We start from the raw sequence: 15,914 nt of genomic DNA, 5'->3' as shown, positions 1-15,914 counted from the left end.
TACCACTTTTATAAGGGTATAACTATGGCCAAGGACTTGTTTGCCAGCCTAGATTTAAATTTATTACGCACCTTCATTGTGCTAAATCAGGAACGCAACATGCGTAAGGCAGCTGGTCGGCTCTTTGTGTCTCAGCCTGCGGTTAGCAAAGCGTTACAACGTCTGCGCAATCACTTTGATGATGAGCTTTTCGTCAAAACTCATCAAGGGTTGCGAGCGACCGAGAAAGCCAATCAACTTGCGGAATCAATTGGCCCCATAATTGATGATCTCGCTGTTGCAATTAATCACAGTTCCGAATTCGACCCACGTCAGTTAGGTGGAACGATTAAAATAGCGATATCTCCTTTTTTTCTCACCTCTGTGGCTAGTAAGCTCTTTGCCGCCATTCGCCACGATGCTCCTGATCTTCAAGTGCAATTATTAAACTGGAGTAAATCAACATTAAAAGACATTACCAATGACGATGTGCAATTCGGCCTAAGCTACCCGATTTCTTATGCACCAAAGGAAATTATCCAAAAGAAAGTAGCGGAAGACCACTTTAAAGCTTACGTACGACATGACCACCCATTTGAAAAAGACGTTCTTAACGTCGAAGATGCGATGAAATTTGAACTCGCGACCTTAATCGCAGCAGACTGGAACTTAAATCAGTCAAATGCTGAGATTGAGATACGTGAACAGGGTTACATACCCAAAATCGTGTTTCGTTCAGAACTGCCCTCTGCGGTGATTGAAGTCGTTAAAAACAGCGATATTCTTTTCCCTGGCTCCCAGTTTCTAGAACTCGATAGTGAAGCAGGGTTGAGAGCAATAGAGCTAGATTTTGACAATCTGTCATTCAATACCGACCTGAATGCTTTTTATCACCACAAAAACCGCAATAGTATGACGATTCGTTGGCTTGAAAAAAAAATGAATGGAATATTGAAGGGCTATTGAGTCTTAATTGACCAAGTTTAAATAAAAATAGGCTTAGCATCACGCTAAGCCTTAGATATGTTATGTGTATTTGAGCTCTAATAGAAATAAATGTTATCTAGATATACACTATCGCTTGTTGTGCCCCATAGAGCCATTCCCAATTGAGTCATCACCGATTTGTCATAATTGCCATCTGCACCCAGAGCAGCAAAATCTAACTCGACACTCACCCATTGGTCATGCTGAACGCTGTTCATATCAAAGATCAAAGGGCCGCTTTGAGACAATAACTGGAACTGTGCTTTGCTGACTCCAGTTGTCGCGTAAAAATCAAATCGTAACCCAGTCATTTGCGACGCGTCCACCGGGGTTTCCACACCATACTGAATTCCTGTTACACCACCAGCAGTACCGTCCGGCGTTATTTGGAATTTCGCTGTAAGGTTACCATCAATCGTGATATCTGAATGAGTTGGTGGGTTCCACCAAGGATCAGACCAGTAGGTGATCCAGTGAGGGCTCGTTAAACCATCACTAAACAGCGAGATAACATCGTCACTTGCAACACTAGGTACCGGCGCTGCAACACTCGGAGCTGGATTCAAAGGTAGTAACGTAAGTTCTAAAGACCCTCCAGGTCCATTGACAGTGGTAAATTTCTGCGCAATACCAAAGGCGCTAGACGTAGCTTTGACCTTTTGTACACCTTCAGCCAAATTAAGAGTGGCAATACCGGAAGCATTAGTTGTCACTTTATAGGCTTCATCATGTTCACCGTCGATACCGACACTCACTTCGGCATTCGCTAGAACAGCACCTAAATTGTCTTTGACTAATACGTCTACGTTATAACTATTGGCCTCACCAGAAAAATAGAAGTTATCAACAAATATCGCTTTGCCCGCCTCTCCCCATAATTGGATGCCGGCCATTTGCAATTGCGCGGTATTTAACGCTGCGTTTGGATTAACCGTCATATCCAAAAATGGTATTTGTAACGACAGCCATTGTTCAGCGCTTGGGTTGTCAATGACATACTTGGCTGAGCCGTCTGTAGAGACTAATTGTAGTTCGATTTTTTGGATGCCCGGTTCAACATAGAGATCGAGGTTCCAAGTATTGTGGTTAGACACATCAACACTGCCATACTCAATGCCGTACTGGATGCCAACGACGCCTCCTTCTGCTCCCGCTCCCAATATTTCATAGCGAGAATAGTTATCACCGGCGATACTTCCCTGTGAATAAAAAGGAGCATTCCACCAGTTTTCATTCCAAAGAGAAACAAACTTGTCCTCGGTTAAACTATCGCTGAAAATTGAAAACACTTCATTGTCATTTACAGCAGGAACCGGTGCCGCTTCATGAGGTTGGCTTACTGTCACTTCTTTGGTTATAAAAGAGACATCACTTAGCAACACACTACTTGGTTGGCCACTGGTAAACACTAGACCAAACCAACTTAAATCGTATGTTTGCGGAATCGGCACCTCAAATTGCAGCCAACCGTTTCCAATAGGCACGCCACTGCTGATCGCGTAGGCTGAGCTAAAGTCAGGTATCCCAAAACCTTTGACGTTGACCTCTACACTCTCAAAGGTCGAGGTTTTTAATTTGAACTGCGCATGAGTATAAGTTGATGTATTTATCGCATTGACTTGCTCATTACCCCAGGCTATAGCGGCACCATTGCCCCAATTAGTACCGCTCGCGATTTCCAAAACTTTTTGATAATCTGGGTCATCGTTTATATCCGTTACTACTGCTCCAGAGCCCCAAGTGTCGCCCCAATACTCCATATAAAATGAGTCATCATTTTCTGAATGGAAAACAAACATTTCTTCAGGTGCTGGAAGTGCAACATCGCCTTCAAGATCGATAAAAATTGAAGAGTCATCGCCCGTTATAGCAACCATACTTTCAGCTTCATCGTAACCTGATTTGTTTACGGAGATGGAATACACACCCTCTGCTAATTGATAAACAGCTTCGCCTTGTAAATTTGTTTGCTTGTAGATGCTCCCTATACCAACCGATGCGGAATCAATACCCGTCTGACTATTGGCGTCTCGTACTGATATAGTCAAGCTGCTTAATTCTGGAGCAGGGGTGACTGGATTGCTTGGTAATGGAGCACTTTGTTCACTGTTACTTTCTTCTGCCCCACATCCAAATAAGGCCGAAATGGCAAACACAACAGCAATACTTTTTGCTTTATTGTTCATTATTAATATCCTTATTTACTCTCTATTTGAACGCCTTTCTACGCAAAAATAACAGCGCTAATAATCCAAATAATGTTGGAATGCTTCCACTCCCACCCGAACTGGAAGTACTGGTAGGTGGAATTTCGGTTGTTTCTGAATCAGACTTATCTGCTTCAGGCTCTTTTTGATTCCGGCGAACTTGAATAATCAATTCATTGTTGATGTCCAAAGCCTCATCTGTGTCGTGTATTAACGACACCTTTAGTCGATAGTCGTCGTTTAACATGGACTCTGGCTCAAAACTAAAGGTATAGCCTTGCATTGACGGGCTTGGAATATCATCCGCTTGCCAATAAATGCTGTATTCCTGAACTTGTTCATCCGATAATTCCACTTGAAGAGTAACAACAACCTCTCCCCCAAACGGATCAACTATTTCAGTTTCTTCACCATTCTGGTGAAGGCTCAGTTGAGTTTCTGGCAAAGGCGATGGAGGAATTAGGCTCTCATTTTTCGGCGTGCTCTCATCGCAATACACCGCGGTGTTGTCATCTGTCGACAGGCAATGAGCCACGTAATCGACTTCCATTGTCGCCGTCTGAAGAGCAGGGTCGATAGAGCCCCCGAGATTTCCTCCCATGGCGACATTGAGCAAAATAAACATCGGCTCGTTATATTGCTGACACCCCGTGACATTTTGACTCGCGACCAAGGTTTCATTCATATAAAAGTCGATGGACTCTGGTGTCCATTCCAACGCATATTTGTGCCAATCTAATACATCATCAGCACCATTCGGATAATGATAACGAACTTCACTACCACAACCCGAAGAGTTGAAAAAGTTGGTGATGTAGGTACTAGGCTCGTTTGAAAACCATTCCCATACGTCGATTTCTCCAGCACCAGGGTTAGGCCAACCTACATTATCGCCGTCTCCTTTAACTGGTTGCTCCGCGATACGATTTTCTAGCATCCAAAAGGCTGGCCAGGTGCCGCCCTCAAGGTTATGAAAACGGATCCTTGCTTCGATTCGACCATAGAGGAATTCTTGTTTGTCTTTTGAATTGAGCCGACCTGAAGTCCAAGATTTGGTTTGCCCTCCTAAGGTTGCACAGCTGTGGAGTTTTTTTCGGGCAATGATTTTCAATGTGCCATCGGAAACATCATAATTACGCTCATCGGAATAATCATCAGAGGTATAACATTGAACTTCATTGTTATAATTTGCTTTCGTTTGCGGGTTCCAGTTTCGCCAATCAACACCTGAACCCTCAAAAGAATCTATCCATTGCACTTCCCACCCAGCGGTTGCCGGGCTAGATGTTACCAGCACTAACCCTCCAAGGAGGACACCTTGTGTAGCAATGATTTTAAACGATTGAATAATCCGTCTTGGCAACCTTAACATCATGATTTAACCTATTATTTTGGACAGCATTAGCCAGCACTAATTGTCGTCTGACAACAGTGAGAGATAGGCTAAAACCGAGTAAAGAGAGCGGCAATAATTTAGTGATACTGCCGCTGTTTAAAGACTGTAATCAACCAACCTTTATAAAGGTTGGTTGAACACTTTATTCAAACCAGGAGATATTTCTTAGTTGAATGTCTGATTCAGTTAGGTTGCCGTCAATACTCGTATGATGAACAATTAATGGGTTCTTAACTTTGTCTAACTGCAGGACTGACTCAGGCAAGTCGGTAGCAATATCAATCGTAATCGTCTGCCACTCCTCAGTCAGGGTGTAGCCATTGCCATCATTAAACTTAACTGAATAATTCGATCCCCACTCACCATAGTCAGTTTGGAAACCAACGCCAAAAACAAACTCGGCAAGTGGATTACCTTGCTCTGTGGAACCTCGAATTTCAAATCGAATACTGGATTTATCACTTAGATCTCGTGGGTTATTATCGCCAACCATTGCGCCCCAACCCCAATCCTTAATTGCTGGCACCGTCGGAACAACCGTCAGTATTCCAGTTGTTTCATCGATACCTGCCCAAGTTGTGCCTTCCCAGCCGAAAGCGTCCGCTCCGGTGAATGGACCAGTACTTAGTACAATAAACTCACCCGCTTCTCCAGGAGCTACGGGGATTACAAAAGGCGGAGGTAATACAGTGTCCAATAATGTTATTTCATCACCACCATAACTGGCTTCAAATTGCGACACATCACCACGAGTCAAACCCAGGTCATTGAGCGTATCGACCTTATCCCACGCTAAGTATTTAACCTTGCCGTCAATGTCGATAAGACCAAAGTGCTTCTCAGAGTGAGTAGGGTTGTTTGGATCGCCTTTCCACGGCTCATCAAAGGCTTGAAAGAAGAATAGCGACGCGCCAAAGTTATTGGTCAGCTCCCGCATATCGTCGTAAAAAATCTTCTGTTTGTATTCGTCCGCCGCTTGCGTTCCGCCTTCACCAAACATTTCGGATGACACTGTCGACCAGCCAGTTTCACCGATATGGATTGGCTTAGTTGGATCAACACTGTTAACAAAGGTCTGTCCCTTGGCAATTTGGTCAAGCGTGCGGTTATACGCTTTTTCCATTGCCGAAGCGATCTGCTCTTCTTTACTCAACTCTTGCTCACTAAGTGGCACTTTCCACGCTTCTTTAAACGTTGGATCGTAGTGAGTGTCATGGTGAGCGTAAGTGTGCAAAGAGATATAATCGACAGCTTCTATTAACGCTTTAATGTCAGCCTGTTCACGATGATTACCGTTAGCATCATCCCCTGCCCAAACCGCAAAGTTGTCTGAACTGGTGATCCAAAGGTCGGCTGTATCAGGGCTTTGTTGCTTCCAAGATTGTAAGTCATTAACATGACCAAGAATAATACCCGGAACAACATGGTACTCAGCCCAAGCGACCATAGCTTCGTTACCAACCGCGATAACCTTGACAATATCTGGGTAAGCTAAAGCCAATTCTTTAGCTTTAGCGATTTCAAGCGCGTTGCCTGGGTTTTCTTGATCATGAACGATATCTAGATCGGTCCAGGAATTTAGTGCATCTATCCAGACCCCCAGCATCACATACATTTCAAAAGACGCGTCTTCTTCTTTCAGCTCCTTAATAGCCTGAAGTAAGTTTTCTGTATTGCTTTTTCCATCTAAGCCAATAAAGCCCTGTGTATTGTAGGTACGCAGCACCTTAATCCCCATTGCAGCTAAGATTTTCATATCTTCTTTATGATCATCAATCGAAGGTACGATAGCTCCTGACTCGCGTACAGTTGTTCGCCATGCGCCATAGGAAATCGCCAGATAATCAGGGTTACCCAGTAACGCATCACCATTGCTTGCTACTGGAAATGTAGCTGGAGTTGGTTGTGGGGCAAGTTCAGTAACTTCATTGCCGCCGCTACCAGGATCAGTTTCAACTGCACCTGAAAGCTGCTCGTCACCGCAGGCAAATAAGAAACACGATAAAACGACAGTCGCGATTGTTTTTAAATTGCATCGTCTCATTAATACTTCCTTATAAATCTTTATTTAAAATTGAGAGACATTGGATTTTTTTTACAAGCGCTGCGCAGTTAACACTGCGCAGCGTATTACTTATTTAAGTTCTAATCTGATATTGTCGAACGAAACCTCAACTTGACACCCTGCTACTGCGCCACATACACCACCCAGGGTCAGATCAACACCCCACTCCGCATCACTTCCGATATCGAAGTCGTAGCTGTATTCCTGCCAAACGGTTGTTAAGTTCGGTATGTCAAAGTTGTCTGTTTTGGATACGCCGCGTGGACTTGTCGTATGCAGTACGCCATTCACAACTCCGCCGCTTGCCGCGAATCCCTTGGCTTGGAACGATAACGTAACTGATTGATTTGCTGTAAGCTCGCCTTGGCCCACTTTCTCGGCTTTGACTCTTGCTTCTCCGCCATTGACCGCTGAAACAGTGACTGCGCCATCAGCGACAACTACTTCACCGGCTCCAACTTGTCCCCATGGTGCAAGCTCGTTTGTACTAAAGTCACCATTAACGATTAAATTGCCCGTTCCATCATCAGGTGGAAGAATTGGCGCCTCTCCCGGATTTTCAGGTTCTTCTCCGGTACCGGCTACAGCGACCACTGTGATGTTATCTAAGTAGAGATCGACACTACAGGTTGCAACCGCTCCACACACGCCACCGATAGTGAAATCAACACCTCCTGACGTCCCTGCACTTGCCACGATATCCTTAGAAAGTGTTTGCCATTCAGACGTCGGCGCTGGAATATCAATGACTTCTGTTCCAACAACGCCATCTCCAATGAAATGAATAATCGCATTAGCTACGCCGCCATCTACTGCCTCTCCTCGGTACGAGAAAGATATGTTGACGGTTTGACCTGGGTTAATAACTCCGGCACCAATGCCATTTGTTTTGATTCTTGATTCAGCACCGTTACCTGCTTGCAAGCGAGCAGCGCCATTTTCAATGGTCACGCCACCGCCAATTGCATACCAAGGGTCTAGTGCTCCACTTTCAAAATCACCATTTACAGTCAAGTTATCTGGATTATTTATTGGTGGAAGAACCGGACCGTCTGGAGTTTCGGGTTCTACAGGTGCAACATTACCAACAGATGAAAACGATAGATTATCAACAGAGAAGACAGATCCAACACCCGATCCCCATGCAGGGAATATCATTAGTAAGTCCATAGCACTTAGGTTGGCACCCGCATCAGCTAAATCGCTAAGATTAAAGGTATATCGTTTCCAAACATCAACTTCTGGCAGTTCTGGTAAACTTACTTCAACCGCCGCACCTGCAACAGACTCAACCTTGAACTTCCAATCTTGAGCGCCCGCATCAGCCGTTAACTTCATATCAAATGACACAGTACCCGTATCTCTCCAAGCCGAAACATCGACTGGAGCACCGCCAACAGCACCATCAGCATTTCGAGAAGTAAATCCAACGACGGTTGGAGCATTAATTTCAAACTGCGTGACTTGGTCGTATTGAACATCGCTATCAGTGATTACGGACGGAGTTGAACCGCCACAGCAATCCCAAGCGGCCCATGCTGGATTCGCCGCATCGTTGAATATTACGATTTCTTCACTTTCTTCAACGGGTGGTTGAACTGGTTCTTCGGGCTCTTCCGGTTCGACAGGGTCACTGACTTCCACAAAGGTCATATCATCCCAATAGAACTCTTTATCTGCAGCATCTTCCATAAAGTCAAAGAACACTGTTTTCATATCGAAAGTGTAGTTAGGGTCAAGTTCTCCAGCGTTCAGATCGGTGAAATCAAATTCTAGTTTTTCCCACTGGTTAGCCACTGATGTGTAAACCAATACTTCGGCCATTTCCGGGTTTGGTGCTGGCTCACTCAAAGCAGCATTTTCTACTTTGAGCAGAACAGGCACTCCAACTTCAGGTGAATATACCCATAGAGAGATAACACTTCGTTCCGGCGTAATTTCCAAAATACTTGAATCACCAAGAGTTGTACCAGCCCACGGCTGTGCACCAACTGGCTTCAACGTTTTGATTACTGTCGCGCTAGAGCTTACCTGGCTGATACCGCCGCTCGCCCAAGCTGATGCAGCTTCATTACTTAATACTGGATTTGCCACACCTTGTTCTGAAAACGCACCTTCAAAATCCGTCAACGGAGCACTCAAGTCCAGTTTTTCACCCGAATCTGAAGCGGGCGAATCAGGTTCTTCACCGTCTGGTGAGCTAGGCGCTGCATCAACAAAGGCAACATTATCAACTCGATAAATTGCACCCTCACCTTGGTCCCACTCTGGATAAATCAGTACTTTATCCACATTGGTTAGGTCAATACCTTGGTTGGCTAAGTCAGACAGTGACACTTCAATCTTGGTCCAAACTCCTACCTGAGGTGATGGGATGCTGATGTCAACCGCTTCACCACTAGCACCTTCCTGATCGCCACCGTTGCTTTCCAATTTAACGAACCAATTCACCTGATCGCCTGGGCTGTTCCTGAGTTTGATTTCAAATTCAAGAATCCCTGATGTTTCCAGCTCACTAACATCAATGCCACTCATACCTTCTGGACGAACAAAACCCAGTACTGCTGGCGTTGCGCCTACCCTAAACTCAGCTGTCAATCCATAGTCGCCGAGCTCTACAGGATAGATAGGTGTTGTACCACCGCAACAATCCCATGTTTGCCAGTTGGGGTTGACAGCATCCTTGAACACAACAAGATCTGTTCCAGTCGATGGAGTCTCCGTACCCGGTGTCGAATCAGGCTGTTCTGTTGGTGATTCTGGCGTACTTGGATTGCTCGGCACTGACGTACCAAGTGCTTCATCGCCACACCCGGACATTGCAAGAGCCAACGCAGCTACAAGAGCAGCGTTGGCAAATTTAAACCTTTCCTTCGTTAAGCTCATTATTTGGATCCCTTTCGTTTACGTTTTCTTGTATTAGCGAGATTTGGGGCAACAGCATAAAACCAATTGTAAGCGCTTACTTTGCAATTCAAAAAAAAGCACCCCTTCACGCCAATGACAATCGCTATTTTATTCTAGTGAACCTCATTGCCGCCCAAAATCCGTACAACAAAGCGGTATAACGTTCAAAGATTGCACAACTATAATAAAACATTAAACTCCCCACCCTGTACAGAGCATAAGTTTAGAGATACGTAAAAAGTAGAATTCCATCACACAAAGTAAACGCTTACTTTAAAATAAAGTGACATTGAATATTTCCCACAAAATCCGAGCCATAAAATCAATTCCACACACTAATTATGTTCAAAATATGCACTAAATCGAATTTATTCTCACACATTGAACCAAATAAGTGCCTCACTTCAAGATTTTTGCACCAAAATCACCTTTTGCACCTCTATTTCCAAAAAAAACAAAGTAAGCGATTACTTTGCTTTTTTTTTGGAAATACGCAACTCTTCGGTATATCAAAGGGAGAGTAAGAGCGACGTAGAGTGTGGGGAAATTACAATTTACAAGGTTTGCAAATTCAATAATTCGCTGCACACTTTACGGTTACAGCATTTTCCTGAATTTAACAAACTTCCACTAAGTGGCAATACAGCGGGCTAGATACCCATCAAAGCCCGCTGTGCTAAGCATCAAAATGAACTCAGTGACACAAGTGTTTTGGTGTAATCCTGTTGTGGTTTGCTGAATAGTGTTTGAGTATCACCCTGCTCAACAATTTCGCCTTGTTTCATAACAATTGTGTAATGACATAGGGATTTCACCACATTCAAGTCATGGCTGATAAACAAGTAGGTTAATCCGTATTTCTGTTGTAGGTCCTTCAATAGATCAAGGACTTGAGATTGTACTGTCCGGTCTAATGACGAAGTGGGTTCATCAAGCAAAATAAACTCTGGTTTTAGCACCAGAGCTCTCGCTATCGCAATTCTCTGACGCTGCCCACCAGAAAATTCGTTCGGGTATCGGTGTCGTGTATCAGGGTCTAGATCCACTTCTTTCATTACGTCGCATATTAAATCGTCCATTTTATTCTCGTCGTGTTCAAAATGAACTTTCAAGCCTTCACCAATCACCTGGGCAACTGACATTCTAGGGTTTAACGCAGAAAACGGATCTTGAAACACAACTTGCATTCGACTTCTGTATGGCAACATACCTTTTCGATCTAACCCTTGAATATCACTGCCATCGAACTTAATCACCCCTTCACTATCGACCAGTTTTAAAATGGCCATACCCGTTGTTGACTTGCCAGAGCCACTTTCACCGACCAGGCCGATTGAATGGCCTTGCTTTAAGTCAAACGACATGCCCGTCACGGCCTTTACATGATCAATGACCTTTTTAAAGATGCCCCCTTTGATAGGAAACCACACTTTTAAGTCGTCGACACTAAGCAGGGTGTTTGTCTGCTCGCTTACTTCAACTGGGCACCCTCTTGGATCGGAATTAATTAATTTTTGTGTGTAAGGATGCTTTGGTTCATTGAAAACTTGCTGGCACTCCCCGACTTCTACAAGTTCACCATTTTGCATCACCGCTACGCGATCGGCTATTTTCCTGACGATACTTAAATCATGAGTGATAAATAGCATCGCCATTCCTAACTCTTTTTGGAGATCATTCAACAAATCAAGAATTTGAGCCTGCACCGAAACATCTAGCGCTGTCGTAGGCTCATCGGCAATAAGCAATTCAGGCTCGTTGATAAGAGCCATTGCAATCATGACTCTCTGTCTTTCACCACCTGACAGCTCATGTGGATAAGCAAGGATCTTTTGCTCAGGGTTGCGAATACCCACTTTTGTTAGCCAACCAACGGCATGCTTTTCTGCTTGATTTGTGCGCATTCCTCGGTGAATCGATAAAGTTTCGACCAACTGTCGACCAATTTTGTGTAAAGGATTTAGCGATACCATGGGCTCTTGAAAAATCATGCCAATGCGTCCACCACGAATACCACGAAGTTGCCTTTCAGAGCAACTAAGCATGTCTACATTATCGAACTGAATGTGCCCACCAAGATAGTGGCTTGAGCCCTTAGGCAATAACTTCAATATAGAGTTCGCAGTTACAGACTTGCCTGAACCACTTTCACCAACCAGGGCTAAAGTTTCGCCTTTCTTAACAGATAAAGACACATTTGAAGTGACTTGTTCGATGTTTTGACCGCGGCCAAAGCCAACAGACAGATTGTCTATAGAAAGCACTAATGAGGAGTCATCTCTAATCATAATTAACCTTGTTGGTGTGGATCAAAAGCATCACGTACTGCTTCACCAGCAAACACGAGAAGAGTTAACATTACAGATAGTACGGTAAAGGCCGACAGTCCAAGCCAAGGGGCTTGCAAGTTTGCTTTGCCCTGGGCAAGCAATTCGCCAAGTGACGGTGAGCCAGCAGGCAGGCCAAAGCCTAAAAAGTCTAAGGAAGTTAACGTTGTCACCGAGCCAGATAGTATAAACGGCATCATAGTAAGAGAAGCGACCATGGCATTAGGTAACATATGTCTGAGCATAATCCGCTTATCATCCACACCCATAGCATGCGCGGCCTTGACATAGTCAAAGTTCCGACAACGCAAAAACTCGGCTCGGACAACGCCCACCAGACTCATCCAACTAAATAGCACCATAATGCCCAGTAGCCACCAAAAGTTTGGTTCGACGAAACTAGACAAAATGATCAACAAAAATAGCGTTGGCATTCCGGACCAAACTTCGATAAATCGTTGGCCAATGAGATCGAGCCAGCCGCCATAATAGCCTTGTGTCGCTCCAACAATCACACCGACGATGCTAGAAACTATGGTCAACACAAAACCAAACAATACGGAGATACGAAAGCCGTAGATAATCCTCGCTAATACATCTCGCCCTTTATCATCGGTTCCCAATAGATTGACGTTATCTGGCGGTGATGGCACTGCAGCACCAATATCGTAGTTAATGGTATCGTAGCTAAATCGGATCAATGGCCAAATGATGTAACCTTTATCCTCTATCAACTCAATGACATACGGATCGGTGTAATCGGCTTCAGTTTCAAATTCACCACCGAACTCAGTTTCAGTGTACTGATTCACGATTGGGAAGTACCACTGCTGCTCATATTCCACGAGTAGCGGCTTATCATTAGCGATAAGCTCTGCAAACAAACTGAGGGTAAACAACACAGCAAAGAGCCATGTGGACCAGTAACCACGTTTATTGGCTTTAAAGCGGTCTACTCTCGCTTGTGTTAAAGGATTTAGTGCCATCTAGCGCGCCTCAAAATCAATACGCGGGTCAACCCACGTATACGTCAAATCTGAAATGATACTGAGCACTAAGCCTAGCAATGTCATTATGTACAATGAGCTAAACACAACGGGATAGTCACGCTGAATCGTTGACTCAAACCCTAAAAGCCCTATTCCCTCTAAAGAAAACATCACTTCAATTAGCATTGAGCCTGTAAAGAATATACTGATAAAAGCACTAGGAAAGCCCGCAATAATAATTAGCATTGCATTGCGAAAAACGTGTTTGTATAAAATGCTACTCTCATCTAGCCCCTTTGCTCTCGCGGTAACAACATATTGCTTATTTATCTCGTCGAGAAATGAGTTTTTTGTCAGCATGCTAAGTGTGGCAAAGCCACCAATGACCATAGCAAATATAGGTAGTGTTAAGTGCCAGAAATAATCAACAATTTGCTGGTACCACGTCATTTGCTCAAAGTTACTAGACACCAACCCCCTGAGCGGAAACCAACTGAAATAGTTGCCACTGGCAAACAAAATAATCAAGATTATTGCGAACAGAAATCCAGGAATTGCATAACCAACAATGACCACCGCACTCGACCAGATATCAAAACGTGTCCCATGATGTATGGCTTTCATGATCCCAAGTGGTATCGAAATGATATAGATAATCAAAGTACTCCATAGTCCCAGAGAAATTGAGACAGGTAGCCTTTCTTTGATTAAATCTATAACGTTACCGCCTCGAAACAGACTTTCACCGAAGTTAAACATGGCATAGTCTTTTAGCATGTCGAAGTAGCGTTCATGAATGGGTTTATCGAAACCAAATTGTTTTTTTATCGCTTCAACAACCTCAGGGTCTAAACCACGAGATCCCTTATAGCCCGTCGAGGATTCTTCACTCGAGTCCAACTCAACTTCAGTACCACCACCGCTAAAACGCTCCATGATACCCGAGTTTAGACCTTGCATCTGAGCAACAGCCTGTTCGACGGGGCCCCCTGGTGCTATTTGAATAATAAAAAAGTTGATCGTAATTATTGCCCAAAGCGTTGGGATCACCAGCAACAAACGCCGGAATATATAGGCCGCCATTGAAACCTCTTATCGACGTTTTGCAGGGAGAAGTTCAGCCTTCTCTTTAGAAATCCACCATGAGTCAACACCTAAATCGTATTTAGGGAGAACGTCTGGTCGCTCAAATTTATCCCAAGTAGCAACTCTGTATTTTTTGATATACCACTGAGGAATAATATAAAAGTTCCACTGCAATACACGGTCAAGGGAACGACCGAGTGCCAGCAACTTTTCTGGGTTATCCTGATTTTCAGCAATTTGATCGGTCAGCGCATCGACGACCGGATCCATAACCCCTGCCGTATTGTAAGTAGAGTCAATAAAGTTAGAGTTCCACACAATTTTCAGATCAGAATTTGGATAAGGGTGAGCTGAGTATGAAGAAGAGACCATATCAAAATCTCGATCTCGTAAGCGTTTTATGTACTGGGTGGTGTCAATAGTACGGATCTTCATATCGATCCCCATGGCACGCATGTTTTTCTGAACCGGAGTTGCAACACGCTCTGTTGTTGGGCTGTAAATCAACAATTCAAAACTCATAACCTCGCCCGTTTGGACATTGGTCATCACCTTATTTTTTAGTTCCCAGCCAGCCTCTTTAAGTAAGGCAAATGCTTTGCGCATTTGAGGGCGGATCCTGCCAGAACCGTCAGTTACTGGAGCGTTATACTCTTCTGTAAAGACGCGAGCAGGGATTTTATCCTTATAGGGTTCAAGAATTTTCAGCTCGTCTTCTGAAGGTAGGCCTTTTGCTTCATAATCAGAGTTCTGAAAATAGCTGCGCGTGCGCGTATACTGATCATAAAACATATTTGTGTTCATCCACTCAAAGTCCATTGCATAAGTTAATGCTTCACGGACTTTAGGGTCTTTAAACACTGGGCGCTGGATATTAAACACAAAGGCTTGCGTAGCCATTGGCTTGTGGTGTTCAATTTCTTCTTTCTTTATGTAGCCCTTATCAAAATTCACCCCTGTATAAGAGTTGGCCCAAAACTTAGCGCTCGACTCTTCGCGAAAATCAAACTCGCCAGCTTTGAATGCCTCTAGCATTACCGTGTCATCACGATAATAATCATATTGCACTTGTTCAAAGTTATTTCGGCCGACGTTAACGGGTAGCTCCTTTGCCCAGTAATTGTTGTCAAGCTCGTAAGTTATGGTTTGCCCCGATTTATAGCTGGCCACTTTATATGGACCACTGCCCACGGGTGGTTCCATTAAAGGTTCTGCGAAATTTCTATCTTTCCAAAAGTGCTTTGGCAGTACTCGCATACTTTGCGCCAAACTAAACAACTTTTCACGATTTGGCACTGACATTTCTATGCGCGCCGTCGTATCCGAAATGGCTTTAACCGACTTGACGTCTTTGTAATACACGCGATATTGCGGAACACCTTCGGTGTTGAATTTGTCAAAGGTAAATTCAACATCGTGAGCGGTTATCGGCACTCCGTCGTTGAAGCGAGCGTTGGGGTTAATATCGATCTCTAACCAAGAATAGTCATCAGAGTAGCGAACCTTAGTCGCAATAAGAGGGTAATATGAGTCAATTTCATCACTCGGCGAGTACATCAAGGTATCGTAAATATTCAAACTGCCTGCAACAGCCACACCACGAGAAGCAAATCTATTAAAGTTGTCAAATGTACCGACTTGTCCATAAGTCACTTTGCCACTTTTTGGGGCGTTGGGATTTACGTAATCGAAATGAGAAAAATTGGCTGGATATTTAGCTTCACCAAATCCGACGAGCGTTGTTGTCTCTATTACGTTTGCAGCATGAGCAGAAAAGCCCAATAAACCACAAGCTACTACTGCAGTAGCCTTCCTAAACATACTCATTCCATTCCCCTTGAAAAATAAAAAGGATTGCAAAATAGAATCCTTTTCTGCTCTCACTCGAATCTAGTGAGATAAATTTTTGCTATTGTTTATAAATAGCTGTTATTTTGCAGGTTTTCAAGAGAAGGGGGAAGGCAAAACGTC

Annotated in this window: 9 protein-coding genes; 1 reads left to right on the top strand and 8 read right to left on the bottom strand. The window is 43.9% G+C overall.

Features of this window, described 5'->3' with window-relative positions:
* Window positions 1-24 precede the first annotated feature (24 nt).
* Window positions 25-945: a LysR family transcriptional regulator gene (locus LNL84_RS05615; RefSeq protein ID WP_244355748.1), complete on the top strand. Its 921-nt coding sequence runs from the start codon at window positions 25-27 to the stop codon at window positions 943-945.
* Between the two features lie 77 nt (window positions 946-1,022).
* Here the strand turns inward: LNL84_RS05615 and LNL84_RS05610 are convergent, their stop codons facing one another.
* From LNL84_RS05610 to LNL84_RS05575, 8 genes are all read right to left on the bottom strand, one after another.
* Window positions 1,023-3,152 carry a carboxypeptidase-like regulatory domain-containing protein gene (locus LNL84_RS05610; RefSeq protein ID WP_244355747.1) on the bottom strand — a complete coding sequence of 710 codons (2,130 nt, stop codon included), beginning with the start codon at window positions 3,150-3,152 and terminating at the stop codon, window positions 1,023-1,025.
* A gap of 22 nt (window positions 3,153-3,174) precedes the next feature.
* Window positions 3,175-4,548 carry a glycoside hydrolase family 16 protein gene (locus LNL84_RS05605; RefSeq protein WP_244355746.1) on the bottom strand — a complete coding sequence of 458 codons (1,374 nt, stop codon included), beginning with the start codon at window positions 4,546-4,548 and terminating at the stop codon, window positions 3,175-3,177.
* 163 nt (window positions 4,549-4,711) lie between these two features.
* Window positions 4,712-6,613 carry a glycoside hydrolase family 17 protein gene (locus LNL84_RS05600; RefSeq protein WP_244355745.1) on the bottom strand — a complete coding sequence of 634 codons (1,902 nt, stop codon included), beginning with the start codon at window positions 6,611-6,613 and terminating at the stop codon, window positions 4,712-4,714.
* Between the two features lie 90 nt (window positions 6,614-6,703).
* Window positions 6,704-9,520 (bottom strand): carbohydrate binding domain-containing protein, encoded by a 2,817-nt coding sequence (locus LNL84_RS05595; RefSeq protein WP_244355744.1) that lies wholly within the window; start codon window positions 9,518-9,520, stop codon window positions 6,704-6,706.
* A gap of 704 nt (window positions 9,521-10,224) precedes the next feature.
* A complete protein-coding gene (locus LNL84_RS05590; protein ID WP_244355743.1) occupies window positions 10,225-11,829 on the bottom strand; it encodes an ABC transporter ATP-binding protein in 1,605 nt (534 codons plus the stop codon).
* A gap of 2 nt (window positions 11,830-11,831) precedes the next feature.
* Window positions 11,832-12,854, bottom strand: a complete 1,023-nt coding sequence (locus tag LNL84_RS05585; RefSeq protein ID WP_244355742.1) for an ABC transporter permease — start codon at window positions 12,852-12,854, stop codon at window positions 11,832-11,834.
* Window positions 12,855-13,940, bottom strand: coding sequence for a microcin C ABC transporter permease YejB (locus LNL84_RS05580; protein WP_244355741.1), 1,086 nt, complete (start codon window positions 13,938-13,940; stop codon window positions 12,855-12,857). It lies immediately after the preceding gene.
* Window positions 13,941-13,949: 9 nt separating this feature from the next.
* Window positions 13,950-15,764, bottom strand: coding sequence for an extracellular solute-binding protein (locus LNL84_RS05575; RefSeq protein WP_244355885.1), 1,815 nt, complete (start codon window positions 15,762-15,764; stop codon window positions 13,950-13,952).
* Window positions 15,765-15,914 lie beyond the last annotated feature (150 nt).

The organism is Vibrio gelatinilyticus, from assembly GCF_022836845.1.
GTDB classification, from domain to species: Bacteria; Pseudomonadota; Gammaproteobacteria; order Enterobacterales; family Vibrionaceae; genus Vibrio; species Vibrio gelatinilyticus.
The sequence above is the reverse complement of the archived record's forward strand: the minus strand, read 5'-3'. Positions and strand labels throughout refer to the sequence as shown.

What these genes read in the sequence shown, in the direction of transcription:
- LNL84_RS05615 (WP_244355748.1), top strand. Translation starts at nt 25, where the DNA reads ATGGCCAAGGACTTGTTTGCCAGCCTAGATTTAAATTTATTACGCACC.
- LNL84_RS05610 (WP_244355747.1), bottom strand. Translation starts at nt 3,152, where the DNA reads ATGAACAATAAAGCAAAAAGTATTGCTGTTGTGTTTGCCATTTCGGCC.
- LNL84_RS05605 (WP_244355746.1), bottom strand. Translation starts at nt 4,548, where the DNA reads ATGATGTTAAGGTTGCCAAGACGGATTATTCAATCGTTTAAAATCATT.
- LNL84_RS05600 (WP_244355745.1), bottom strand. Translation starts at nt 6,613, where the DNA reads ATGAGACGATGCAATTTAAAAACAATCGCGACTGTCGTTTTATCGTGT.
- LNL84_RS05595 (WP_244355744.1), bottom strand. Translation starts at nt 9,520, where the DNA reads ATGAGCTTAACGAAGGAAAGGTTTAAATTTGCCAACGCTGCTCTTGTA.
- LNL84_RS05590 (WP_244355743.1), bottom strand. Translation starts at nt 11,829, where the DNA reads ATGATTAGAGATGACTCCTCATTAGTGCTTTCTATAGACAATCTGTCT.
- LNL84_RS05585 (WP_244355742.1), bottom strand. Translation starts at nt 12,854, where the DNA reads ATGGCACTAAATCCTTTAACACAAGCGAGAGTAGACCGCTTTAAAGCC.
- LNL84_RS05580 (WP_244355741.1), bottom strand. Translation starts at nt 13,940, where the DNA reads ATGGCGGCCTATATATTCCGGCGTTTGTTGCTGGTGATCCCAACGCTT.
- LNL84_RS05575 (WP_244355885.1), bottom strand. Translation starts at nt 15,764, where the DNA reads ATGTTTAGGAAGGCTACTGCAGTAGTAGCTTGTGGTTTATTGGGCTTT.